This window comes from Paraburkholderia sp. RL17-347-BIC-D (genome assembly GCF_046027915.1).
GTDB lineage: Bacteria > Pseudomonadota > Gammaproteobacteria > Burkholderiales > Burkholderiaceae > Paraburkholderia.
On sequence record NZ_JARESS010000027.1, the window covers coordinates 86868 to 109135 of the forward strand.

At 62.0% G+C, this 22268-nt stretch carries 28 protein-coding genes and 1 pseudogene; 28 read left to right on the forward strand and 1 reads right to left on the reverse strand.

Annotated elements, in window-relative coordinates:
* The first annotated feature begins 54 nt into the window (after positions 1 to 54).
* From mlaD to P0D96_RS30065, 25 genes and pseudogenes are all read left to right on the forward strand, one after another.
* Positions 55 to 609 carry an outer membrane lipid asymmetry maintenance protein MlaD gene (gene mlaD, locus P0D96_RS29945; RefSeq protein ID WP_408286937.1) on the forward strand — a complete coding sequence of 185 codons (555 nt, stop codon included), beginning with the start codon at positions 55 to 57 and terminating at the stop codon, positions 607 to 609.
* A gap of 11 nt (positions 610 to 620) precedes the next feature.
* Entirely contained in the window at positions 621 to 1628 is a 1008-nt protein-coding gene (locus P0D96_RS29950; protein WP_132376740.1) for an MlaA family lipoprotein, read from the forward strand.
* 114 nt (positions 1629 to 1742) lie between these two features.
* On the forward strand, positions 1743 to 2375 hold the full coding sequence (locus tag P0D96_RS29955; RefSeq protein WP_408179068.1) for an MlaC/ttg2D family ABC transporter substrate-binding protein: 633 nt from the start codon (positions 1743 to 1745) through the stop codon (positions 2373 to 2375).
* On the forward strand, positions 2372 to 2665 hold the full coding sequence (locus P0D96_RS29960; RefSeq protein WP_408179069.1) for an STAS domain-containing protein: 294 nt from the start codon (positions 2372 to 2374) through the stop codon (positions 2663 to 2665). Before P0D96_RS29955 ends, P0D96_RS29960 begins: the two co-directional genes overlap by 4 nt.
* Positions 2666 to 2835: 170 nt before the next feature.
* A complete protein-coding gene (locus tag P0D96_RS29965; protein ID WP_132376743.1) occupies positions 2836 to 3768 on the forward strand; it encodes an ABC transporter ATP-binding protein in 933 nt (310 codons plus the stop codon).
* The gene (locus tag P0D96_RS29970) at positions 3765 to 4520 is read left to right on the forward strand and encodes an ABC transporter permease (RefSeq protein WP_408317065.1); all 756 of its coding nucleotides are present in this window, start codon (positions 3765 to 3767) and stop codon (positions 4518 to 4520) included. The genes P0D96_RS29965 and P0D96_RS29970 overlap by 4 nt, the downstream gene beginning before the upstream one ends.
* A gap of 15 nt (positions 4521 to 4535) precedes the next feature.
* Positions 4536 to 4775: a BolA family protein gene (locus P0D96_RS29975; RefSeq protein WP_006052280.1), complete on the forward strand. Its 240-nt coding sequence runs from the start codon at positions 4536 to 4538 to the stop codon at positions 4773 to 4775.
* A 111-nt stretch (positions 4776 to 4886) separates the two neighbouring features.
* Positions 4887 to 6149, forward strand: a complete 1263-nt coding sequence (gene murA / locus P0D96_RS29980; RefSeq protein WP_408179071.1) for a UDP-N-acetylglucosamine 1-carboxyvinyltransferase — start codon at positions 4887 to 4889, stop codon at positions 6147 to 6149.
* Positions 6146 to 6844 (forward strand): ATP phosphoribosyltransferase, encoded by a 699-nt coding sequence (gene hisG, locus P0D96_RS29985; protein WP_408286939.1) that lies wholly within the window; start codon positions 6146 to 6148, stop codon positions 6842 to 6844. The genes murA and hisG overlap by 4 nt, the downstream gene beginning before the upstream one ends.
* A gap of 53 nt (positions 6845 to 6897) precedes the next feature.
* Positions 6898 to 8220, forward strand: a complete 1323-nt coding sequence (gene hisD, locus P0D96_RS29990) for a histidinol dehydrogenase (RefSeq protein ID WP_408317067.1) — start codon at positions 6898 to 6900, stop codon at positions 8218 to 8220.
* A 180-nt stretch (positions 8221 to 8400) separates the two neighbouring features.
* Positions 8401 to 9471 (forward strand): histidinol-phosphate transaminase, encoded by a 1071-nt coding sequence (gene hisC / locus P0D96_RS29995; RefSeq protein ID WP_408317069.1) that lies wholly within the window; start codon positions 8401 to 8403, stop codon positions 9469 to 9471.
* A 115-nt stretch (positions 9472 to 9586) separates the two neighbouring features.
* A complete protein-coding gene (gene hisB / locus P0D96_RS30000) occupies positions 9587 to 10174 on the forward strand; it encodes an imidazoleglycerol-phosphate dehydratase HisB (RefSeq protein ID WP_064267519.1) in 588 nt (195 codons plus the stop codon).
* 90 nt (positions 10175 to 10264) lie between these two features.
* On the forward strand, positions 10265 to 10885 hold the full coding sequence (locus P0D96_RS30005; protein ID WP_132376748.1) for a MarC family protein: 621 nt from the start codon (positions 10265 to 10267) through the stop codon (positions 10883 to 10885).
* Entirely contained in the window at positions 10882 to 11523 is a 642-nt protein-coding gene (gene hisH, locus P0D96_RS30010; protein WP_408235018.1) for an imidazole glycerol phosphate synthase subunit HisH, read from the forward strand. The genes P0D96_RS30005 and hisH overlap by 4 nt, the downstream gene beginning before the upstream one ends.
* A 214-nt stretch (positions 11524 to 11737) precedes the next feature.
* Positions 11738 to 12490 carry a 1-(5-phosphoribosyl)-5-[(5-phosphoribosylamino)methylideneamino]imidazole-4-carboxamide isomerase gene (hisA, locus tag P0D96_RS30015; RefSeq protein WP_042329166.1) on the forward strand — a complete coding sequence of 251 codons (753 nt, stop codon included), beginning with the start codon at positions 11738 to 11740 and terminating at the stop codon, positions 12488 to 12490.
* A 152-nt stretch (positions 12491 to 12642) separates the two neighbouring features.
* Entirely contained in the window at positions 12643 to 13416 is a 774-nt protein-coding gene (gene hisF, locus P0D96_RS30020; protein WP_408317071.1) for an imidazole glycerol phosphate synthase subunit HisF, read from the forward strand.
* A 1-nt stretch (position 13417) separates the two neighbouring features.
* Positions 13418 to 13828: a phosphoribosyl-AMP cyclohydrolase gene (hisI, locus tag P0D96_RS30025; protein WP_207915672.1), complete on the forward strand. Its 411-nt coding sequence runs from the start codon at positions 13418 to 13420 to the stop codon at positions 13826 to 13828.
* Positions 13825 to 14220: a phosphoribosyl-ATP diphosphatase gene (locus tag P0D96_RS30030; RefSeq protein WP_408286946.1), complete on the forward strand. Its 396-nt coding sequence runs from the start codon at positions 13825 to 13827 to the stop codon at positions 14218 to 14220. The genes hisI and P0D96_RS30030 overlap by 4 nt, the downstream gene beginning before the upstream one ends.
* 92 nt (positions 14221 to 14312) lie before the next feature.
* Positions 14313 to 14708 carry a DUF4870 family protein gene (locus tag P0D96_RS30035; protein WP_408179074.1) on the forward strand — a complete coding sequence of 132 codons (396 nt, stop codon included), beginning with the start codon at positions 14313 to 14315 and terminating at the stop codon, positions 14706 to 14708.
* An 81-nt stretch (positions 14709 to 14789) separates the two neighbouring features.
* The gene (locus P0D96_RS30040) at positions 14790 to 15155 is read left to right on the forward strand and encodes a histidine triad nucleotide-binding protein (protein WP_342960584.1); all 366 of its coding nucleotides are present in this window, start codon (positions 14790 to 14792) and stop codon (positions 15153 to 15155) included.
* 228 nt (positions 15156 to 15383) lie between these two features.
* Positions 15384 to 15623 (forward strand): Sec-independent protein translocase subunit TatA, encoded by a 240-nt coding sequence (tatA, locus tag P0D96_RS30045; RefSeq protein WP_132376752.1) that lies wholly within the window; start codon positions 15384 to 15386, stop codon positions 15621 to 15623.
* Positions 15624 to 15662: 39 nt separating this feature from the next.
* Positions 15663 to 16181, forward strand: a complete 519-nt coding sequence (tatB, locus tag P0D96_RS30050; protein ID WP_408317074.1) for a Sec-independent protein translocase protein TatB — start codon at positions 15663 to 15665, stop codon at positions 16179 to 16181.
* Positions 16182 to 16215: 34 nt separating this feature from the next.
* Positions 16216 to 16995: a twin-arginine translocase subunit TatC gene (gene tatC / locus P0D96_RS30055; RefSeq protein ID WP_408286950.1), complete on the forward strand. Its 780-nt coding sequence runs from the start codon at positions 16216 to 16218 to the stop codon at positions 16993 to 16995.
* A 182-nt stretch (positions 16996 to 17177) separates the two neighbouring features.
* Positions 17178 to 17663, forward strand: a pseudogene (locus tag P0D96_RS30060) (STM2901 family protein).
* Positions 17660 to 17878, forward strand: coding sequence for a DUF1493 family protein (locus tag P0D96_RS30065; protein ID WP_408286952.1), 219 nt, complete (start codon positions 17660 to 17662; stop codon positions 17876 to 17878). Before P0D96_RS30060 ends, P0D96_RS30065 begins: the two are co-directional and overlap by 4 nt.
* 153 nt (positions 17879 to 18031) lie before the next feature.
* Here P0D96_RS30065 and P0D96_RS30070 read toward each other — a convergent pair whose 3' ends face one another.
* Positions 18032 to 19252 carry a Do family serine endopeptidase gene (locus P0D96_RS30070; RefSeq protein ID WP_408286954.1) on the reverse strand — a complete coding sequence of 407 codons (1221 nt, stop codon included), beginning with the start codon at positions 19250 to 19252 and terminating at the stop codon, positions 18032 to 18034.
* Between the two features lie 19 nt (positions 19253 to 19271).
* Between P0D96_RS30070 and P0D96_RS30075 the strand changes: the two genes are divergently transcribed.
* The 3 genes from P0D96_RS30075 (at position 19272) to P0D96_RS30085 (ending at position 22249) form a co-directional block, all read left to right on the forward strand.
* Complete coding sequence (locus tag P0D96_RS30075; protein ID WP_106284204.1) at positions 19272 to 20018, forward strand: Nif3-like dinuclear metal center hexameric protein; 747 nt, start codon at positions 19272 to 19274, stop codon at positions 20016 to 20018.
* A gap of 231 nt (positions 20019 to 20249) precedes the next feature.
* Positions 20250 to 20870, forward strand: a complete 621-nt coding sequence (gene petA / locus P0D96_RS30080; protein WP_012434493.1) for a ubiquinol-cytochrome c reductase iron-sulfur subunit — start codon at positions 20250 to 20252, stop codon at positions 20868 to 20870.
* Positions 20870 to 22249, forward strand: a complete 1380-nt coding sequence (locus tag P0D96_RS30085; protein ID WP_408179077.1) for a cytochrome b — start codon at positions 20870 to 20872, stop codon at positions 22247 to 22249. The genes petA and P0D96_RS30085 overlap by 1 nt, the downstream gene beginning before the upstream one ends.
* Positions 22250 to 22268 lie beyond the last annotated feature (19 nt).

The following is a 22268-nucleotide window of genomic DNA, read 5'->3' on the forward strand; positions in this document are numbered from 1 at the left end:
GGGCGCGCGCGGCGGGGAGTATCGGCGGCGTGGCGGATTCACTTTGGGATGACGATGAAAAAGACTGCTGCTCTCGACTTCTGGGTCGGCCTGTTCGTGGTGCTGGGTTTCGTGGCGTTGCTGTTTCTCGCGCTGAAGGCCGGCAACATGAGCTCGTTGTCGTTCCAGGCAACGTATCCGGTCAAGCTCAAGTTCGACAATATCGGCGGATTGAAGGCGCGCGCGCCCGTGAAAAGCGCCGGCGTGACGGTTGGCCGCGTCGATTCGATCGGCTTCGACAGCAACGCGTACCAGGCCGTCGTCACGATCGACCTCGACAAGCAGTACCAGTTTCCGAAAGACACCTCGGCGAAGATCCTGACCTCGGGTCTGCTCGGCGAGCAATACATCGGGCTCGAACCCGGCGGCGACACCGAAATGCTCAAGGCGGGCGACACCATCTCCATGACGCAGTCGGCGATCGTGCTGGAAAACCTCATCGGCCAATTTCTGTACAGCAAGGCCGCGGATTCGGGCGCGTCCAAACCTGGCGCGGCGACGGGCACGCCCGCGCCTGCGGTGGCGCCGGCGGCGCCGAGCTTGCCCGCCTCCGGCGCGGCCGCTCAATAAGGAGAACAAGAATGCAGACCACACGCATCAGCGGCGCGCGCGCCTTCCAGGCCGGTAAGCTGGCGGTAGCCGCAGCGCTGCTCGCCGGCTGTTCGACGGTGCAGACGCCGACCAAGGGCGACCCGCTCGAAGGCTTGAACCGCACCATCTTCACGGTCAACGACAAGCTCGATCAGTACGCGCTCAAGCCGGTCGCGAAGGGCTACGTGTTCATCACGCCGCAGCCGGTGCGCGACAGCGTGACGAACTTCTTCTCGAACATCGGCGACGTCTACATTGCGGCAAACAACCTGCTGCAGTTGAAGATCACCGACGGTGTCGAAGACATCATGCGGATCGTGATCAACACCGTGTTCGGCGTGGGCGGCCTGTTCGACGTGGCGACGCTCGCCAAGCTGCCCAAGCACGACAACGACCTCGGCCTCACGCTGGGCCACTACGGCGTGCCGGCGGGCCCGTATCTCGTGCTGCCGCTGTTCGGGCCGAGCACCGTGCGCGACGCGGTCGGCTCGATCGGCAACTACTATGTGAATCCGCTCAGCTACATTCATCCGGATGGTCTGAGCTGGGCGCTCTACGGCTTGAACATCGTCAACACGCGCGCGAATCTGTTGAACGCGAGCGATGTGCTGGAAGGCGCCGCGCTCGACAAATATTCGTTCGTGCGTAACGCGTATTTGCAACGCCGTCAGTATCTGCTGTCGGATGGCAAGCAGTCGGCGGCGCTGCCCAACTACGGCGACGAAGCGCCGCTGCCGAAGTACGACGACGTCGACAGCGGCGCGGCGGCTGGTGCGGCGGGCACGCAGGGTGCTGCTGCCGCGAAGGCGGCTTCGGGTGCGACCGCGGCAACGCCGCCGCAAGCGGCATCGGCCACCGCTGCCGCGCCAGAGGCCGCTTCGGGTAGCTCGGAATCACCGCCGCTGGACCTGAACGGCGGCCCTGAGACGACGCAGATCCCGGCCGGTCAACTGGTCCCGCCCACGCGTTTCAACTTTCCGTCATTCAAATTGCGTTGATCGTGCGCCCGTAACAGATCGATACGACTCTCGCAGTTTGCGCATGGATTGCTGCTGAACTCGCGTGCTAATGTCGGTTCAAACGGTTGCACTATTTTTAAGGCAAGGCTCCAAATGAAAAAATTCTTCCTGATTCCGCTGTTCGCCGCGCTGTTCTCGTTTGCTAGTGCCGGTGCATCGGCACAAACGGTCGACACCAATTCGCCCGACGGCATGGTCAAGACGGTCACCCAGCAGGTGATCGACGCAATTCGTGCAGACAAGTCGATCCAGCAAGGCGATATCTCGCACATCACCAGGCTGGTCAACGAAAAGATCCTGCCTTACACGGATTTCCGCCGCACCACACAACTGGCGATGGGCCGCAACTGGCGCACCGCTACGCCGGAGCAGCAAAACGCGGTGGTCGAGCAGTTCAAGATGCTGCTGATCCGTACGTACTCGGGCGCATTGGCTCAGGTGCGCGATCAGGAGATCCAGTACAAGCCGTTCCGCATGAACCCGGACGACACCGACACGGTGGTGCGCTCGGTTGTGATGAACAACGGCTCGCCGATCGAACTCGACTACCGTCTGTACAAGACGCCGCAAGGCTGGCGTGTGTATGACATCAACGTGCTCGGCGCATGGCTGATCCAGGCGTACCAGCAGCAGTTCAACGAGCAGATCCAGCAGAAGGGCGTGGACGGACTGATCCAGTTCCTCACGCAGCGCAACCAGCAACTCGCCGCGGGCAAGCAGTCGTGAGCGAAGTGCTGAGCCCCGTCGTCAGCCGCTTCGAGAGCGGCGCGACGCTGACCCACGCGAGCGCGAATGCCGCGCTCGCGGCGGGTTTGCAACGTATCGCGGCGGGCGCGACGGGCGTGGACTGCGCACCGCTTGCGCAGTTCGATTCGTCCGCGCTGGCCGTCCTCCTCGCGTGGCAGCGTGCCGCCCAGGCACGCGGTGCCGCGTTCGAGATCGTCAATCTGCCGGCTGGTCTCGCCAGTCTCGCGCAAGCCTACGGCGTCGATACCCTCATCGCCTCGCGACATTGACGCTCTAACGCGTCACATCCAAACACCTCCTGCTGAGATAGGGCTACAGATTTTTGCCCTATAATCAAACGTTTTTTGGGGCACATAACCGGCCCCAATTCCGTTCCTTCCAGCATTTGTGCGCCCTCCCAGGGCTCCTTTAGGCGCCGCGACGCACGCGGCCCACAGTCATGTCAGCCATAGAAATTCGTAACGTCAAGAAGCGCTACAAGGATTTGCAGGCGCTCAAGGGCGTCAGCCTCACAGTTGAAGAAGGCGAGTTCTTCGGACTGCTCGGTCCGAACGGCGCGGGCAAGACGACGCTCATCAGCATCCTCGCCGGGCTCGCGCGCGCCGACGAAGGCAGCATTGCCGTGCGCGGCCACGACGTCGTCAGCGATTTTCGCGACGCACGCCGCGCGCTCGGCGTGGTGCCGCAAGAACTGGTGTTCGATCCGTTCTTCACGGTCCGCGAAACCTTGCGCATCCAGTCCGGCTACTACGGGCTGCGCAACAACGACGCGTGGATCGACGAGATCATGGCCAATCTCGACCTCACCGACAAAGCCGATGCCAACATGCGCGCGCTGTCGGGCGGCATGAAGCGCCGCGTGCTGGTCGCGCAGGCGCTGGTGCATCGGCCGCCCGTGATCGTGCTCGACGAGCCGACCGCGGGCGTCGACGTCGAATTGCGGCAAACGCTGTGGAAATTCATTTCGCGTCTGAACCGCGAAGGCCACACCATCGTGCTGACCACGCATTACCTGGAAGAAGCCGAATCGCTGTGCGACCGCATCGCGATGCTGCGGCGCGGCGAAGTCGTCGCGCTCGAGCGCACCAGCGCGCTGTTGCAACGCTTCGCCGGCATGCAGCTGTTCCTGCGTTTCTCGCAAGGCGTCTTGCCGGTCGATCTGCGTCCGCTCGAAGTGGAAAGCGGCACGGGCAACGGCAATGGCCGTCAGCATCTGCTGCGTCTGGCGAGCTACGACGACGTCGAAACAATTCTCGCGCAGTGCCGCGCAGCGGGCTGCATATTCGAAGAAATCGAGGTTCGCAAAGCCGACCTCGAAGATGTGTTCGTTCAGGTGATGAACGGTCCGGAAGTGATCGAGGGGCTTGCATGAGCGGTTTCCGTACGCTGTTTTACAAAGAGCTCCTGCGTTTCTGGAAGGTGGCGTTCCAGACCGTGCTGGCGCCGGTCATCACCGCGCTCCTGTATCTGACGATTTTCGGCCACGCGTTGCGCGGTCATGTGCAGGTCTATCCGGGCGTCGAATACACGAGTTTCCTGATTCCGGGTCTCGTGATGATGAGCGTGTTGCAAAATGCATTTGCAAACAGTTCGTCCTCGCTGATCCAGTCGAAGATCACCGGCAACCTGGTGTTCGTGTTGCTGCCGCCGCTGTCGCACTACGAGATGTTCGGCGCCTATGTGCTCGCGGCCGTGGCGCGCGGGCTGGCGGTCGGCTTCGGCGTATTCATCGTGACGATCTGGTTCGTGCCGGTCAGTTTCAGCGCGCCGCTCTACATCATTCTCTTCGCGACTTTCGGCGCGGCGATTCTCGGCACGCTCGGTTTGATCGCAGGTATCTGGGCCGACAAATTCGATCAGCTTGCCGCGTTTCAAAATTTTCTGATCATGCCGCTCACGTTCCTCTCGGGCGTGTTCTACTCCACTCACACGCTGCCACCGGTGTGGCGCGAAGTGTCGCGGCTGAATCCCTTTTTCTACATGATCGACGGCTTTCGCTACGGTTTCTTCGGGATGTCGGATATCAATCCGCTCGCGAGCCTCGCGATCGTTGCCGGTTTCTTTGTGGTGCTGGCCGTGGTGGCGATGCGCATGCTCGCTTCCGGCTACAAACTGCGCCACTGATCAGGAGCTTCTCTCATGTTGCCGACTCCCGAACAGGTCAAGCAATACATCGCGGCTGGGCTCGCCTGCCAGCATCTCGAAGTCGAAGGCGACGGCCAGCATTTCTTTGCGACCATCGTTTCGCCGAGCTTCGAAGGCAAGCGTCTGATCCAGCGACATCAACTCGTGTATGCGGCGCTCGGCGACCGCATGCGCGAAGAAATCCACGCGCTCAGCATGAAGACGCTGACGCCCGCCGAATGGCAGAACGCGTAATCTGGAAATTTAGTGCGAATTACTCAAGAAGGGCGTGACGCCGGTAGCGGCGCGCCGAACACAGTCAAAGCAGCCCCGGCCGAAGTCCGGGTCAATCAGGAACTGACAGGCATGGATAAACTCGTCATTGAAGGTGGCTACCCGCTGTCGGGTGAAGTCGTCGTCTCGGGTGCGAAGAATGCGGCATTGCCGATTCTGTGCGCGAGTCTGCTCAGCGCGGAGCCGGTGCATCTGGAAAACGTGCCCGACTTGCAAGACGTGCGCACGATGCTCAAGCTGCTCGGCCAGATGGGCGTGCAGATCGAAAGCGGCGACGGGCGTGTGTCGCTGAACGCGTCGAAGGTCGATAACCTCGTCGCGCCGTACGAAATGGTGAAGACCATGCGCGCGTCGATCCTCGTGCTCGGCCCGCTGGTCGCGCGCTTTGGTCACGCGCGTGTTTCGCTGCCTGGCGGCTGCGCGATCGGCGCGCGTCCGGTGGATCAGCACATCAAAGGCCTGCAGGCCATGGGCGCCGAGATCACGATCGAGCACGGCTTCATCGAAGCGCGCGCGAAGCGTCTGAAGGGGGCGCGCATCGTCACCGACATGATCACCGTGACCGGTACCGAAAACCTGCTGATGGCCGCCGTGCTGGCCGAAGGCGAAACCGTCATCGAGAACGCGGCGCGTGAGCCGGAAGTCGGCGATCTCGCGCATCTGCTGGTCGAGATGGGCGCGAAGATCGAAGGCATCGGCACGGACCGTCTCGTGATCCAGGGCGTCGACAAGCTGCATGGCGCGAAGCACACGGTGATTCCGGACCGGATCGAAGCCGGCACGTTCCTGTGCGCGGTGGCGGCAGCCGGTGGCGATGTCACGTTGCGCAAAGTGCGTCCGCTGATTCTCGAAGCGGTCACCGAAAAGCTGCGCGAAGCCGGCGTCACGATCGAAGAGGGCGACGACTGGATGCGCGTGCGCATGGACAAGCGTCCGAGCGCGGTCACGTTCCGCACCTCCGAATACCCGGCGTTCCCGACCGACATGCAGGCGCAGTTCATGGCGCTGAACACGATCGCGACGGGCACCTCGCAGGTCGTCGAAACGATCTTCGAAAACCGCTTCATGCACGTGCAGGAACTGAACCGTCTCGGCGCCAACATCACGATCGATGGCAACACCGCGCTCGTGACCGGTGTCGACCAGCTGTCCGGCGCGAAGGTGATGGCGACCGATCTGCGCGCGTCCGCGAGTCTCGTGATCGCCGCCTTGCGCGCCGACGGTGAAACGCTGATCGACCGGATCTATCACCTCGACCGCGGTTACGACCGGATGGAAACCAAACTCACCGCCATCGGCGCGAAGGTGCGCCGGGTCTCGGGGAGCCAGGCATGAGCGCCATGGCGCAAACTTCGTCGTCGCCGGCGGTGAGCGCACCGCTCACGCTGGCGTTGTCGAAAGGGCGTATCTTCGAGGAGACCTTGCCGCTGCTCGCCGCAGCCGGCATCGAGGTGGCCGAAGACCCGGAAACCTCGCGCAAGCTGATCCTGCCAACCACGGACGCGAACCTGCGCGTGATCATCGTGCGCGCCACCGACGTGCCGACCTATGTCGAATACGGCGCGGCCGACTTCGGCGTGGCGGGCAAGGACGTGCTGCTCGAACACGGCGGCAGCGGCCTGTATCAGCCGGTCGACCTGGATATTGCGCGTTGCCGCATGTCGGTCGCGGTCGCCGCCGGTTTCGATTATGCGAATGCGGTGCGCCAGGGCGCCCGTTTGCGGGTGGCGACCAAGTACGTTGAAACCGCCCGTGAGCATTTCGCCGCCAAGGGCGTGCACGTCGATCTGATCAAGCTGTATGGTTCGATGGAACTGGCACCGCTGGTCGGTCTCGCCGATGCGATCGTCGACCTGGTGAGCTCGGGCAATACCTTGCGCGCCAACAATCTGGTCGAGGTGGAGGAGATCATGCAGATTTCGTCGCGCCTCGTTGTGAATCAGGCGGCGCTGAAGCTCAAGCGCGCCGCGTTGCGGCCGATTCTCGACGCGTTCGAACGCGCGTCGAAAACCGGCGCCGCGACGGCCTGATCGTGTCAGTGTGACCACGTTCTAAAGCGCGCCTTACCGAAACGGATACCCGTATGTCTATCAAGATTCGCAAACTCGATTCCACCGCTCCCGACTTCCAGAAGTCGCTGCACGCGGTGCTCGCGTTCGAGGCGAGCGAAGACGAAGCAATCGAGCGCTCGGTCGCGCAGATTCTGAACGACGTGAAGGCGCGCGGCGACGCTGCGGTGCTCGAGTACACGAAGCGCTTCGACCGTGTCGAGGCGAAGAGCGTCGACGCGCTCGAACTGCCGATGTCGGAACTGGAAGCGGCGCTCGAAAGCCTCGAGCCGAAGCGCCGTGCGGCGCTCGAAGCGGCGGCGGCGCGGGTGCGTGGTTACCACGAGAAGCAGAAGATCGAATGCGGCAGCCATAGCTGGCAGTACACGGAAGCCGACGGCACCGTGCTCGGCCAGAAGGTCACGCCGCTGGATCGCGCGGGTATCTACGTGCCGGGCGGCAAGGCGGCGTATCCGTCGTCGGTCCTGATGAACGCGATTCCGGCGCGGGTGGCCGGCGTGCGTGAAATCGTCATGGTCGTGCCGACGCCGGACGGTGTGAAGAATCCGCTGGTGCTCGCGGCCGCGCTGCTGGGCGGCGTGGACCGCGTGTTCACGATCGGCGGCGCGCAGGCGGTCGGCGCGCTGGCCTACGGCACGGCAACCATTCCCGCGGTCGACAAGATCTGCGGTCCCGGCAACGCGTACGTCGCATCGGCCAAACGCCGGGTGTTCGGCACGGTCGGTATCGACATGATCGCCGGGCCGTCGGAAATCCTCGTGTTGTGCGACGGCACCACGGACCCGCGCTGGGTCGCGATGGACCTGTTCTCGCAAGCCGAGCACGACGAGCTCGCGCAGTCCATTCTGCTGTGCCCTGACGACGCGTTCATCGGCCGCGTGAAAGACGCGCTCGACGAACTGCTGCCCACCATGCCGCGCCGCGACGTGATCCGCGCGTCGCTGGAAGGCCGCGGCGCGCTGGTCAAGGTGCGCGATATGGAGCAAGCCTGCGCGATCGCCAACGACATCGCCCCGGAACACCTCGAAATCTCCGCGCTGGAGCCGCATCAGTGGGGCCAGCTGATCCGCCATGCCGGCGCGATCTTCCTCGGCCGCTACACCAGTGAAAGCCTCGGCGACTACTGCGCGGGGCCGAATCACGTTTTGCCTACGTCTCGTACCGCACGGTTCTCGTCTCCTTTGGGCGTCTATGATTTCTTTAAGCGTTCAAGCGTGATCGAGGTCAGCGCGGAAGGCGCGCAGACGCTCGGCGAGATCGCAGCCGAGCTCGCTTACGGCGAAGGCCTGCAGGCGCATGCCCGCAGCGCCGAATACCGGATGCGGCAAACCGGCTAAGCGCGGTTGATCCGACGCTGAAACCGCGGGCAATGCGGGCATCGAGCCGGTGCCCGCGAACGTCGGCGACGGATTGCGCGCGGTTCTCCGTTTAATAAAGACAACACAGACCAACCTGGGGCGGCCCGCAGGCCGCCGACGCCGGGCCGGCGTTCCCCCCGCGGCCCGCTCACCTGACCTATGACGACACCTCAAGACATCATCCGCCGCGACGTGCTCGCGATGACGAGCTATCCGGTCCCCGACGCCACGGGCTACATCAAGCTCGACGCGATGGAAAATCCGTTCACGCTGCCGCCGGTGCTGGCCGCGCATCTGGGCGAGCACTTGGCCGGCATCGCGCTGAATCGCTATCCGGCGCCGCGTCCGGATGCGTTGATCGAGAAGATCAAGCGTGTGATGGGCGTGCCGGCCGGCTGCGACGTGCTGCTCGGCAACGGCTCGGATGAAATCATCAGCATGGTGTCGGTCGCGTGCGCGCAGCCGGGCGCCAAGGTGCTCGCACCGGTGCCGGGCTTCGTGATGTATCAGATGTCGGCGAAGCTGGCGAATCTCGAGTTCATCGGCGTGCCGCTGCAAGCGGACTTCACGCTCGACACCGAAGCGATGCTGGCCGCCATCGCCGAGCACCAGCCGGCGATCATCTATCTTGCCTACCCGAACAACCCGACCGGCACGTTGTACGACGACGCCGACATGGAACGCATCATCGCTGCGGCAACCAGGAGCCTCGTGGTGATCGACGAGGCTTACCAGCCGTTCGCGCAGAAAAGCTGGTTACCGCGCGCCGACGCGTTCGACAACGTCGTCGTGATGCGGACGGTGTCCAAGCTCGGCCTCGCCGGGATCCGTCTGGGCTACCTGGTCGGCAAACCGGGCTGGCTGACCGAATTCGACAAAGTGCGGCCGCCGTACAACACCAACGTGCTCACGCAAGCCGCCGCCGATTTCCTGCTCGACCACGTCGACGTGCTCGACTCGCAAGCCGCGCAATTACGCGACGAACGTACGAAACTGGCGCACGCGGTGTCCCAATTACCGGGCGCCGAAGTGTTCCCGAGCGCCGGTAATTTCCTGCTGGTGCGCGTGCCCGACGCGTCGGTGCTGTTCGAAACGCTACTGACGGCGCGGGTTCTGATCAAAAACGTGAGTAAAATGCATGCATTGCTGGCCAATTGCGTGCGTTTGACCGTCGGTTCGCCGGAAGAAAACGCCCAATTGATCGCTGCACTGAAACTCGTGCTGAACTGAACGGCGTGCCGAACGGCCGCGCAAGCGTTTTCCCATATTGCGGAAAAGCGCGCGTGGCCCGCCGTTTTCCCATCCCACCTACCTATCGCTTTCTAGCTAGATTCGAGGAATTACCATGCGCCTTGCGGAAGTCGTTCGCAACACCAGCGAAACGCAGATCCGTGTGAAGATCAATCTGGACGGCACCGGTCAGCAAAAGCTGGCCACCGGTGTGCCGTTTCTGGACCACATGCTCGACCAGATCGCGCGGCATGGATTGTTCGACCTCGAAATCGAAGCGCATGGCGACCTGCATATCGACGACCATCACACGGTCGAAGACACCGGTATCACGCTCGGCCAGGCCGTCGCGAAAGCGATCGGCGACCGCAAGGGCATCCGCCGCTACGGTCATTCCTACGTGCCGCTCGACGAAGCGCTGTCGCGCGTCGTGATCGATTTTTCCGGCCGTCCGGGCCTCGAATTCCATGTGCCGTTCACGCGCGCGCGCATCGGCACGTTCGACGTCGATCTGTCCATCGAGTTTTTCCGCGGCTTCGTGAATCATGCCGGCGTCACGCTGCATATCGACAACCTGCGCGGCCTGAACGCCCACCATCAGATGGAAACGGTATTCAAGGCGTTCGGGCGTGCGTTGCGCATGGCCACCGAACTGGACGAACGCGCGGCGGGGCAGATTCCGTCGACCAAGGGCAGCCTTTAAGCGCTCACTAGCCGGCTCGTTGGCCGGCTCATTGGCCAACTCACTTACCAGGACCGGGACCAGCGCCGATGCGCTCGCGCCCGGTGTGCGATGGACATTCTGAAGTCGTTTATTTCGCTGCTGGCACTGATCAACCCGGTCGGCGCGATCCCGTTCTTCATGAGCCTGACGGCGAATCAGAGCGATGCCGAGCGGCGTAGAACCATTCGCATTGCGGCGATTTCGGTGTTCTGCGTGATCACGATCACCACGCTGCTCGGGCAGCAGATCATCAGCTTCTTCGGTATTTCGGTCGGCTCGCTCGAAGTGGGCGGCGGGATCATCATGCTGCTGATGGCGATCAACATGCTGAACGCGCAGATCGGCAACAGCCGTTCGACGCCGGAAGAGCGCCATGAAGCCGAGCAGAAGGACAACATCGCGGTCGTGCCGCTGGCGATTCCGCTGTTGACCGGTCCGGGCGCGATCAGCACCACGATCATCTACGCGGCCGGTTCGGCGCACTGGTACGACCGGATCAGCCTCGTCGCGATCGGCGCGGTGCTGGCGGCGATCTGCTTTTTTTCGCTGCGGCTCGCCGAACCGATTGCCCGCTGGGTCGGTCGCACGGGTATCAACATCGGCACGCGGCTCATGGGTTTGATGTTATCGGCGCTGGCGGTGGAATTCATCGTCGATGGATTGAAGGCATTGCTGCCTAACTTGAAATGAAAACTTCGATAGCGATTGTGGATTACGGAATGGGCAACCTGCGTTCGGTGGCCCAGGCACTGCGCAAAGCCGCGCCGGAAGCGGACGTGGCGATCGTCGACCAGCCTGAAGCGATTCGCGCGGCCGACCGCGTCGTGCTGCCCGGCCAGGGCGCGATGCCCGACTGCATGCGCAGCCTGGCCGAATCCGGCCTGCAGGAAGCGGTGATTGAAGCGTCGCGCAGCAAGCCGCTGATGGGCGTATGCGTCGGCGAGCAGATGCTGTTCGACTGGAGCGCGGAGGGCGGCACGCCCGGCTTGGGCCTCTTGCCCGGCAAAGTGCTGCGCTTCGACCTGGAAGGCCAGGTGCAGGACGACGGTTCGCGCTTCAAAGTCCCGCAAATGGGCTGGAACCGCGTGCGCCAGGCGCAGCCGCACCCACTGTGGGACGGCGTCGCGGACAACGCGTTCTTCTACTTCGTGCACAGTTATTACGTGGTGCCGGACAACGCCGCCCATACCTCGGGCGAAACGGTGTACGGTGTGCCCTTTACCTCGGCGGTGGCGCGGGATAACATCTTCGCGACCCAATTCCACCCGGAAAAGAGCGCCGAAGCGGGGCTGCGCGTGTATCGCAACTTCGTGCACTGGAACCCGTGAGCGCCTTTCTTCATCCTGTTGCCATGCGCCGTTTCGCCACAAGCGGAGCGTGTGCCGCGCGCCGCAATCGCAACATCACGATTTCGCTCACCCACGACGCCGCGCAAGGGCGTCGAAAGAGTTGTACTAAACTAGCGAAACGGCGCCCCGGCGGGCTGGACCACCAGCCGCCGCCGCCGACCTTCAACCCCTTCCCAGACAACACCCGATTGCTATGCTGCTGATTCCCGCCATCGACCTGAAAGACGGTCAGTGTGTACGCCTCAAACAGGGCGATATGGACCAGGCGACGATATTTTCCGAGGAACCGGCGGCGATGGCCCGACACTGGGTCGATCGCGGTGCCCGGCGTCTGCACCTCGTCGACCTGAATGGCGCGTTCGCCGGCAAGCCGAAGAATGAAGACGCGATTCGCGCGATCATCGAGGAAGTGGGCGGCGAGATTCCCGTGCAGCTGGGCGGCGGCATCCGCGACCTGAATACGATCGAGCGCTATCTGGACGACGGTTTGTCGTACGTGATCATCGGCACGGCGGCGGTGAAGAACCCCGGCTTCCTGCAGGATGCTTGCACGGCGTTCGGCGGCCATATCATCGTCGGGCTGGATGCGAAAGACGGCAAGGTCGCGACCGACGGCTGGAGCAAGCTGACCGGCCACGAAGTGGCCGATCTGGCGCGCAAGTTCGAGGACTACGGCTGCGAGTCGATCATCTACACCGATATCGGCCGTGACGGCATGCTTCAGGGCATCAACATCGAAGCGACGGTGCGCCTTGCGCGCGCGGTGAAGATTCCGGTGATCGCGAGCGGTGGCTTGTCCAACCTCGCCGACATCGAATCGCTGTGCGAAGTCGAAGACGAAGGCATCGAAGGCGTGATCTGCGGCCGGGCGATTTACTCGGGCGATCTCGACTTCGCGGCGGCGCAAACCCTCGCGGACCGGCTGCGCGAATCGGACGACGCTTAAAGGTCGTTCAAGCGGCGTCGCGTTTGGCTCATCATTCGCGCAGAGGCGCCTCAGGGCGCCCGGCGCGCGCGGCTCGCCGCGCCGGCACTGTGCCGTTCGTCTGAATTCAAAGCGAGCGGCCTCATCAGCGGTATTGGCAGAATTGCAAGATCATGGCTCTAGCTAAACGCATCATCCCCTGTCTCGACGTCACGGCTGGCCGCGTGGTCAAGGGCGTCAACTTCGTCGAACTACGCGATGCGGGCGACCCGGTCGAAATCGCCCGCCGTTACGACGATCAGGGCGCCGACGAACTCACCTTCCTCGATATCACCGCGACCTCGGATCAGCGCGATCTGATCCTGCCGATCATCGAAGCGGTCGCCTCGCAAGTGTTCATCCCGCTGACGGTTGGCGGCGGCGTGCGCGCTGTCGAAGACGTGCGGCGCCTGCTGAACGCGGGCGCGGACAAGATCAGCATGAACTCGTCGGCGGTGGCGAATCCGCAGCTCGTGAAAGACGCGACGGACAAATACGGCTCGCAATGCATCGTGGTCGCGATCGACGCGAAACGCGTCTCCGCGGACGGCGAGCCGCCGCGCTGGGAAGTCTTCACGCACGGCGGACGCAAGGCCACTGGCCTCGGAGCCGTCGAATGGGCGCGCAAGATGGCCGAACTCGGCGCCGGCGAAATCCTGCTCACCAGCATGGACCGCGACGGGACAAAGAGCGGTTTCGACCTTGCACTCACGCGCGCGGTGTCCGACGCGGTGCCGATTCCGGTGATCGCTTCGGGCGGCGTGGGCAATCTGCAGCATCTGGCCGACGGCATCAAGAGCGGCCACGCGGACGCAGTACTCGCCGCGAGCATCTTCCACTACGGCGAACACACCGTGGGCGAGGCCAAGCGCTTCATGGCCGATCAGGGCATTTCGGTGAGGTTGTGACGTGGTGAATCCCTCGGCAGTCAATTGGCTCGACAAGGTCAGGTGGGACGCGAACGGCCTCGTGCCGGTGATCGCGCAGGAGGCGTCGACGAACGACGTGCTGATGTTCGCGTGGATGAACCGTGAAGCCTTGGCCAAGACCATCGAAACCAACCGTGCGGTGTATTTCTCGCGCTCGCGTCAGCGTCTGTGGTTCAAGGGCGAAGAGTCCGGCCATGTGCAGCATGTGCACGAGGTGCGGCTCGATTGCGACGAAGACGTCGTGCTGCTGAAAGTGGAGCAGGTGTCGGGCATTGCCTGTCACACCGGCCGCCACTCGTGCTTTTTCCAGAAATTCGAAGGCGCGGTGGACGATGGCGACTGGGTCGCCGTCGATCCCGTGCTGAAAGACCCTGAACACATTTACAAATGACGCAATCCACGCAAACCACGTCGTCCAACCCCGCGACCACGAATGACACGCTGCTGCGCCTCGCGGCGATCATCGACAGCCGCAAGGGCGGCGATCCGGACGTGTCGTACGTGTCGCGCCTGTTCCACAAGGGCGACGACGCGGTGCTGAAGAAGATCGGCGAAGAAGCCACCGAAGTCGTGCTGGCCGCCAAGGATGCGCGCCACGGCGGCGCGCCGAAGGCGCTGGTCGGTGAAGTCGCGGACCTGTGGTTTCACTGCCTCGTGATGCTGTCGCACTTCGATCTGAGCCCGGCGGACGTGCTCGCCGAGCTGGAGCGCCGCGAAGGCATGTCGGGCATCGAGGAGAAGGCGCTACGCAAGAGCCGCGACCGCGAGCAGAACGGCGACTGATCGTCGTTGGGCCGCTCGCGTCTTGAAGTGGGGAGCACCGGCGCCCATATTGCACTGAACGCATCTGATCGCATCCTTGGGAGGACGCAAGCATGGAACAGTCGCACGAAAGCTATCCGCCGCCGGTCTATCGCAATGCTATCGAGCCAGAGCGCGAACGCAGCCTGCGCACGCTCACCCACGTTCTGTACGCGCTGTATGCGGTCCACTGGCTGACAGGCGGCCTGACGATCCTGATCGCGATCATCATCAACTACGTGAAGCGGCCCGACGTGGTGGGCACGCCGTACGAAGCCCATTTCGAGTGGCAGATCCGCTCCTTCTGGATGGCCTTGCTGGGTTATGCGATCGGCGGCGTGCTGCTGTTCGTGGTGATCGGCATTCCGGTCCTGTGGGCCGTGAGCATCTGGATGTTGTACCGTATTATCAAAGGCTGGCTGTATCTGTACGATAACAAGCCGCTCGCGAATCCGCGCGCCTGGTTCTGAGTTTCGTCCGACGGTTGCCGGGCCTGACATGAATCGCGCCGCGTACGCTTCGCGCTTCAGCCATACTGTGTCAGGAATACGATGAGCCACGACCCGAACTGCCTTTTCTGCAAAATCGCCGCCGGCGCGATCCCGTCGACCAAAGTCCACGAAGACGACGAATTCGTCGCCTTTCGCGACATTCGTCCGGCCGCCGAGACGCATGTGCTGGTCATTCCGCGCAAGCACATCGCCACGCTGTCGAATTGCACTGAAGGCGATGCGCCGCTGCTTGGTAGAATGCTAGTTTTGGCGGCACGTCTGGCCGATCAGCTGGGCGTGGCGTACACCGGCGGCGAAACGGGTTTTCGCACGGTAATCAATACCGGGCCGGGCGGCGGGCAAGAGGTGTATCACCTGCACGCACACATTCTCGCGGGGCCGCGCCCCTGGCAGCGCATGGGCTGACGCGGCTGCGCGGCGAGTTTTGGTCACGCACAATACCGCGGCCGTTGTTTTTGCCGCATTGTAACGACGCCGACGCGATCGTCTGGTCACAATGACATACCGTGTCGCGGGTTGAGTCGGAAGGGCTCGCGGTAATGTTCAGATGAAGCGTACGCGCTTCGATTCATGCCGCAAGGCGTACGAGGTTCACCGCATTACGGTGCGGTGTCGGGTTTAAGGAGAGTAGTCATGGGTTCGTTGAGTATTTGGCATTGGTTGATCGTGTTGTTGATCGTGGCGCTCGTGTTCGGCACGAAGAAGCTGCGCAATATCGGCACCGATCTGGGTGGCGCGGTGAAGGGCTTCAAGGAAGGCATGAAGGAAGCCGAAACGCCGGGCGGCGAAGCGCAGCAGCGCGAACTGCCGCGCAACGGCGCCGTGGATGTGGAAGCGAAGGAAAAGACGCCGCGTTCGGGCGATTACCGCTAAGCCGCGGCTTAACCGCGTTACTGACGGACATTCCACTTCATGCTGGACCTCGGTCTAACCAAGATGGCGCTGATCGGCGTCGTCGCGCTGGTCGTACTCGGGCCTGAGCGCCTGCCACGCGTCGCCCGCACAGCCGGCGCGCTGTTCGGCCGCGCGCAGCGGTATATCAACGACGTGAAGGCCGAAGTCACGCGCGAAATCGAACTCGACGAACTGCGTCGCATGAAAAGCGAGTTCGAAGCCGCCGCGACCAACGTCGAAACCTCCGTTAAGGATAATCTGCGCAAGCACGAGACCGAACTGAACGACGCGTGGAACAGCGGCACGTCGGTGTCGCCGAGCATTGCCGGTGGCGCGCTTGAAGACGTCGGCAATGCATCGTGGCCGAGCAGCACGCCGGCGGCGGCGCCCAAACGCAAGAACTGGCGTGTCAAGCAGACGGCCATGCCCACCTGGTACAAGCGCGCGACCACGCGCCGCACGCGCGTGCAGTCGGGTGCGGCGCGCGTGGCGCGGCATACGCCGGCCAGTATGCGTCGCCCGACGCGGTTTTTCTGATGATCAGAACGACAATCTCTAACCGAGGGCCGGTGTGAGCGACCCCCAGCATACCCAGGACGAAGGCACTGAAGAGACCTTCATTTCCCACCTCGTTGAATTGCGCGACCGTATCATTCGCGCCGGCCTTGCCGTCGTCGTGGTGTTCGTCGGGCTCGTGTACTGGGCGCCGGATATCTTCCGGTTGCTGGCGCGGCCCTTGATGCAGAACCTGCCGAAGGACGGCAAGATGATCGTCACCGACGTCACCGGCTCGTTCTTCGTGCCGATGAAGGTGACCATGCTGGTGGCCTTCGTGATCGCGCTGCCGATCGTGCTGTATCAGATCTGGGCATTCGTCGCGCCGGGTCTTTATCAGCACGAGAAGAAACTGGTCGGCCCGCTGGTGGGTAGCAGCTACACGCTGTTCCTGTGTGGCATGGCGTTCGCGTATTTCGTGGTGTTCCCAACTATCTTCCGCGTGATGGCGCACTACAACGCGCCACTCGGCGCGGAGATGACCACGGACATCGACAATTACCTGAGCTTCGTGTTGACCATGTTCATTGCATTCGGCGTGACGTTCGAAGTGCCGATCGTCGTGGTGCTGTTGGTGCGCATGAACGTGGTGACGCTCAAGAAGCTCAAGGAGATTCGTCCCTATGTGATCGTCGGCGCCTTTGTTATCTCGGCCGTGGTCACCCCGCCGGACGTGTTCTCGCAATTGATTCTGGCGATTCCGCTGATCGTGTTGTACGAAGCAGGGATCATCGCGGCGCGGTTGATTGTTGGCAAGCAGCCGGTGGTGGTTGAGGATGCGAGCGCTTCGGAGTGAGCGGCGCGGGGTTTTCCTGCGGTTCCGCATGAGTTAACAAAAAGGGCAGCTCATCACGGGCTGCCCTTTTTGTTTTCGCTCATGTTGCGGTAGGTTTGGATGCTTGCTCTTGTGGACATTCAAACGTCGAACAAAAAGCACACGTTCTTAGAATGCGAGTTGAAAAGTCTTAAGGCGTCTGATTGTTTATCGCTCTTATCGAGCGATATTATTTTTGCCTGGCCATTAGACGGGCGTTCGTATGTCAAATCAATAAATACGGAATACATGACGGGCTAAGTCGAGAAGAGATCTTCTCTCTTATCACAATTGACGAGACATGCAAGCAACTCGGTGTGGACGATTTCGCTGGTGTTGCGAGCGTCTTGCTGGGACAGCGATTCATTCCGACGCGTGGCAAGTTCTCGGGTGCGGTCAAGGGAACCTCAATCGCATCGGTTGTGTCCCGCCGTGTGTTGCCATACGAACTCAAGTAGAGGCTGCTGCCGACAGTCACATCGTTCAAAAGTCTTATTTTGCTGAGAATCAAATTTACCCGTAGTGTTGGCGCGTTCGTTGGACGCGCAATTCCGGGTGTTGGCTGGTCCTCCTCGCTTCCGATGCGTCTACAATCATTTACCGTTCGGTTATCTCGTAACGGACTTGTAAAAGCAGAGGACCGACTGTGACCGCAGATATCTGGAACAACCTTGAAGCGTTCGTTACAGAAGATGCCGGCAAACCGATTGTCGGCCGACTCCAACTCACGAGAGAAACGGACCTCTATCACGATCTTTTCATGAATCCGGATTACATCTCCGAATTCATGAAAAGATGGGCCGCCCAGTTTCACGTCGAGCTAAACGGGTTTGATCTCCATCACTACTCCCCGCTGCGAAATTGAATATCGGCTCGTTTCTCGCTACGGTGGCCAAGTCGCCATTCAGCGCGAATGCGCGCGAAACCCTTGGCGGTAGATCGCTTACGCTCGGCATGCTTGAAGAGGCTATGAAAACGGGGCAGTGGGAAGCCTAGCGGTCTTCCACGCAGCTAAACCTCAACCCCCGTCATCTTCTTGCTGATCACCACCGCCGTTGTCCTCGGCCGGTTGCTTCGGCGGAGGCGGCCGTTTGCCGATCGTGACTTCCAGATCCATCTCGCGGCTCTTGCGCACGAGATGCACCTTCGCGGCCGTGCCCGGCTTGATCTGCGCGATCACATTCAGGAGACGCGTGGTGTCGGTGATTTCCTGGCCATTCACGCTCATGAGAATGTCGCCCGGCTTGATGCCCGCGCGGTCCGCGGGACCATTCTTCAGCACGCCCGCGACAATCGCGCCCGACTTCTGATCCAACCCAAATGATTCGGCGATTTCCGGCGTGACATCCTGCGGTTCGACGCCGATCCAGCCGCGCGTGACCGAACCCGTGGTGATGATGCTCTCGAGCACGCTGCGCGCCGTCGAGACGGGAATCGCGAAGCCGATGCCGAGCGAGCCACCGGAGCGCGAATAGATCGCGGTGTTGATGCCGAGCAGATTGCCGTTCACGTCGACGAGCGCGCCACCCGAATTGCCCGGGTTGATGGCCGCGTCGGTCTGAATGAAGTTTTCGAACGTGTTGATGCCAAGGTGATTGCGCCCGAGCGCGCTGACGATGCCCATGGTCACCGTCTGGCCGACGCCGAACGGGTTGCCGATCGCCAGCACCACGTCGCCCACGCGTGTCTGATCCATGCGGCCGAGCGTGATGGTGGGCAGATTGGTCATGTTGACCTTGAGCACGGCCAGATCCGTTTCCGGATCGACGCCGATCACCTTCGCATTCGTGGTGCGGCCGTCGGCCAGCGCGATTTCGATCTGATCGGCGCCGTCCACGACGTGCTGGTTCGTTAGAATGTAACCTTCCGAACTCACTATCACGCCGGAGCCCAGATTGGACGCGGGCTGTTCCTGCTGCTTGCGGTTCTTGTCGCCGAAGAAGTAGCGGAACAGCGGATCTTTTGCGCGCGGGTCGGGTGGCAGTGAGCCATCCTTGCTGGAGAACACATTGACGACCGCGGGCATGGCCTTTTGCGCGGCGTCCGCGTACGACGCCTGAGCTGGGCCGCTGCCGATGCCTGGCGCTACTTCCCGCAGGGCGACGATCGGTTCGGCGAGTTGCTTGCCGAATTGCCCTTGACGCTGGAGCCACTGCGGTTTGAGGGTCGCAATGATGAACATGAGCGCCAACAGCACGGTCACCGCTTGGGCAAAGAACAGCCAAAAGCGTCTAAGCATCTGAAGACTAGAGGTTTATATGGATCGGATCGAACTTGAATTGTACTTGAACAATCTCCTTGAAACCGCGCGCTTCAAGGACTATTGCCCCAATGGACTGCAGGTCGAAGGGCGTCGCAAGATCAATAAGCTCGCGACCGGCGTGACCGCTTCGGCGGCCTTCCTGGAGGCTGCGCTCGATTGGGGTGCGGACGCCGTGCTGGTCCATCACGGCTACTTCTGGCGCAACGAAGCGCCGCAGATCACCGGCCGCAAACACGCGCGGCTGAAGCTGCTGATCGCCAACGACCTGAACCTGTTCGCCTATCACCTGCCGCTCGACGACCATCCCGAGTTCGGCAACAACGCGCAGATCGGCCAGAAGATGGGCTGGATCAGCGACGCGCGCTTCGGCGAGAACGATCTCGGCTGGCTTGCCACGTTTCCCATGCCGATCACGCTCGCGCACTTCACCGCGCAAGTCGAACAGACGCTCGGCCGCACGCCGCTCGTGTTCGGCGACGCGGACCGCGAACTGCGTCGCGTAGGCTGGTGCACGGGCGCCGCGCAAGGCATGTTCGACGCGGCCATCAACGCCGGCGCGGACGTTTATCTGACCGGCGAAGTGTCGGAGTCGGTGATGCACACATCGGCGGAAAGCGGTGTGGCTTTTCTCGCGGCGGGCCACCATGCCACCGAGCGCTTCGGCGTGCAGGCGGTGGGCAAGCATCTGTCCGAGCAGTTCGATATCGAGCACCTCTTTATCGATATCCCTAATCCCGTTTGAATCGCAAGAATCAGGTAAAACGCATTAGCGTAGAAAAAGGCACGAATAACGGAGGGGGCACTTAAAAGGAGGTGCAAAAAGGTTTGCGATTCGTACGGAGAAACCCTGATTTATCAAAGGCTTCGCACGGTTTTTGGCAATCGGCCCTTGTAAATGGCGACTCCATTCGCGCAAACTAGCGGCGGTAGAAGAGACGTGAAGGAAAAATCCAACTCAGAAGTGGGGCGTGTGATGCGAGACAAGGAAGATGAACGCGTCGACGGCAGCCGCCGTACCTGGCTGATAGCGACGACCGTAGCAGGTGGCATAGGAGGCGTTGCCACTGTCGTACCCTTTGTTAGTTCGTTTGCACCATCTGAAAAGGCCAAGGCAGCAGGTGCCCCGGTCGAAGTCGATATCAGTGATCTCAAGCCCGGCGACATGAAGACCGTTGCCTGGCGCGGTAAGCCGGTGTGGATCATCAACCGCACCGACCGGATGCTCGCCGATGTCCAGAAAGCCGATAACGAAGTAGCGGATCCCCACACCAAGAATCCTTTTTCGATGCCGTTGCCGGAGTACTGCAACAACGAGTTCCGTTCACGCACTGACCACAAGAACCTTTTCGTCGCCGTCGCCGTGTGCACCCATCTGGGCTGCACGCCGACGCCGCGCTTCCAGGAGGGCGCGCAGCCCAATCTTCCAGACGACTGGCCAGGCGGCTTCCTGTGCCCTTGCCATGGCTCCACCTATGACATGGCCGGCCGCGTCTTCAAGAACAAACCTGCGCCGCAGAACCTCGACATCCCGCCTTACATGTTCACCTCGGCCACCGGCCTCGTGATCGGCAAGGACGAGAAAGGAGAAGCGTAATGGCGATCGAACACGAAGTAGAGACGACCGGGCTGGTCGGCTGGATCGACCGGCGCTTTCCGATGACTTCCACCTGGAAGAAGCACGTTTCCGAGTACTACGCGCCGAAGAACTTCAACTTCTGGTACTTCTTCGGTTCGCTTGCGCTCCTGGTGCTGGTCAACCAGATCGTCACCGGCATCTTCCTCACCATGAACTACAAGCCCGACGCGACGCTTGCGTTCTCGTCGGTCGAGTACATCATGCGCGAGGTGCCGTGGGGCTGGCTGATCCGCTATATGCACTCCACGGGCGCGTCGATGTTTTTCGTCGTCGTGTATCTGCATATGTTCCGCGGGCTGATGTACGGCTCGTACCGCAAGCCGCGCGAACTGGTGTGGATCTTCGGCTGCGCGATTTTCCTGTGCCTGATGGCCGAGGCCTTTTTCGGCTATCTGCTGCCGTGGGGGCAAATGTCGTTCTGGGGCGCGCAGGTGATCGTGAACCTGTTCTCGGCGATTCCGTTCATCGGGCCGGATCTGTCGCTGTGGATTCGCGGCGACTATGTGGTCTCCGACGTCACGCTGAACCGTTTCTTCGCGTTTCACGTGATCGCGATTCCGCTGGTGCTGATCGGTCTGGTGGTCGCCCACCTGGTCGCGCTGCACGAAGTGGGATCGAACAACCCGGACGGCATCGAAATCAAGGCGAAGAAGGGCCCGGACGGCATTCCGCTCGACGGCATCCCGTTCCACCCGTACTACTCGGTGCACGATTTCATGGGCGTGACGGTGTTCCTGCTGATCTTCGCGGCGATCATCTTTTTCGCGCCGGAGATGGGCGGCTACTTCCTCGAAGCGAACAACTTCGTGCCGGCCAACCCGCTGCAGACGCCGCCTGAAATCGCCCCGGTGTGGTACTTCACCGCCTTCTACGCGATGCTGCGCGCCACTACGGATCCGTTCAAGATCGTGCTAATGGTCGTGATCGGGCTGCTCGGCCTGCTCGCGCTGGTGCGCGCGCGCGGCAAGTGGAAGCTCGGCCTGCCGGCGCTCGCGGTGCTGGTGATTCTGGCCATGGCGTTCACGGAGTCGAAGTTCTGGGGCGTGGTGGTGATGGGCAGTGCGGTGGTGTCGCTGTTCTTCCTGCCGTGGCTCGACCGCTCGCCGGTCAAGTCGATCCGTTACCGGCCGTTTTTTCACAAGGTGTTCTACGGCATCTTCGTGGCCGCGTTCCTGACGTTGGCTTTCCTCGGCACTAAACCGCCGTCGCCGGCCGCCACGTTGATCGCCCAGATCTGCGCGCTGATCTACTTCGCGTTTTTCCTCGGTATGCCGTTCTGGACGCGGCTTGGCACGTTCAAGCAGCCGCCCGAACGGGTGCGGTTCAAGCCTCACTAATCGCGAGCCAGGAGAACAC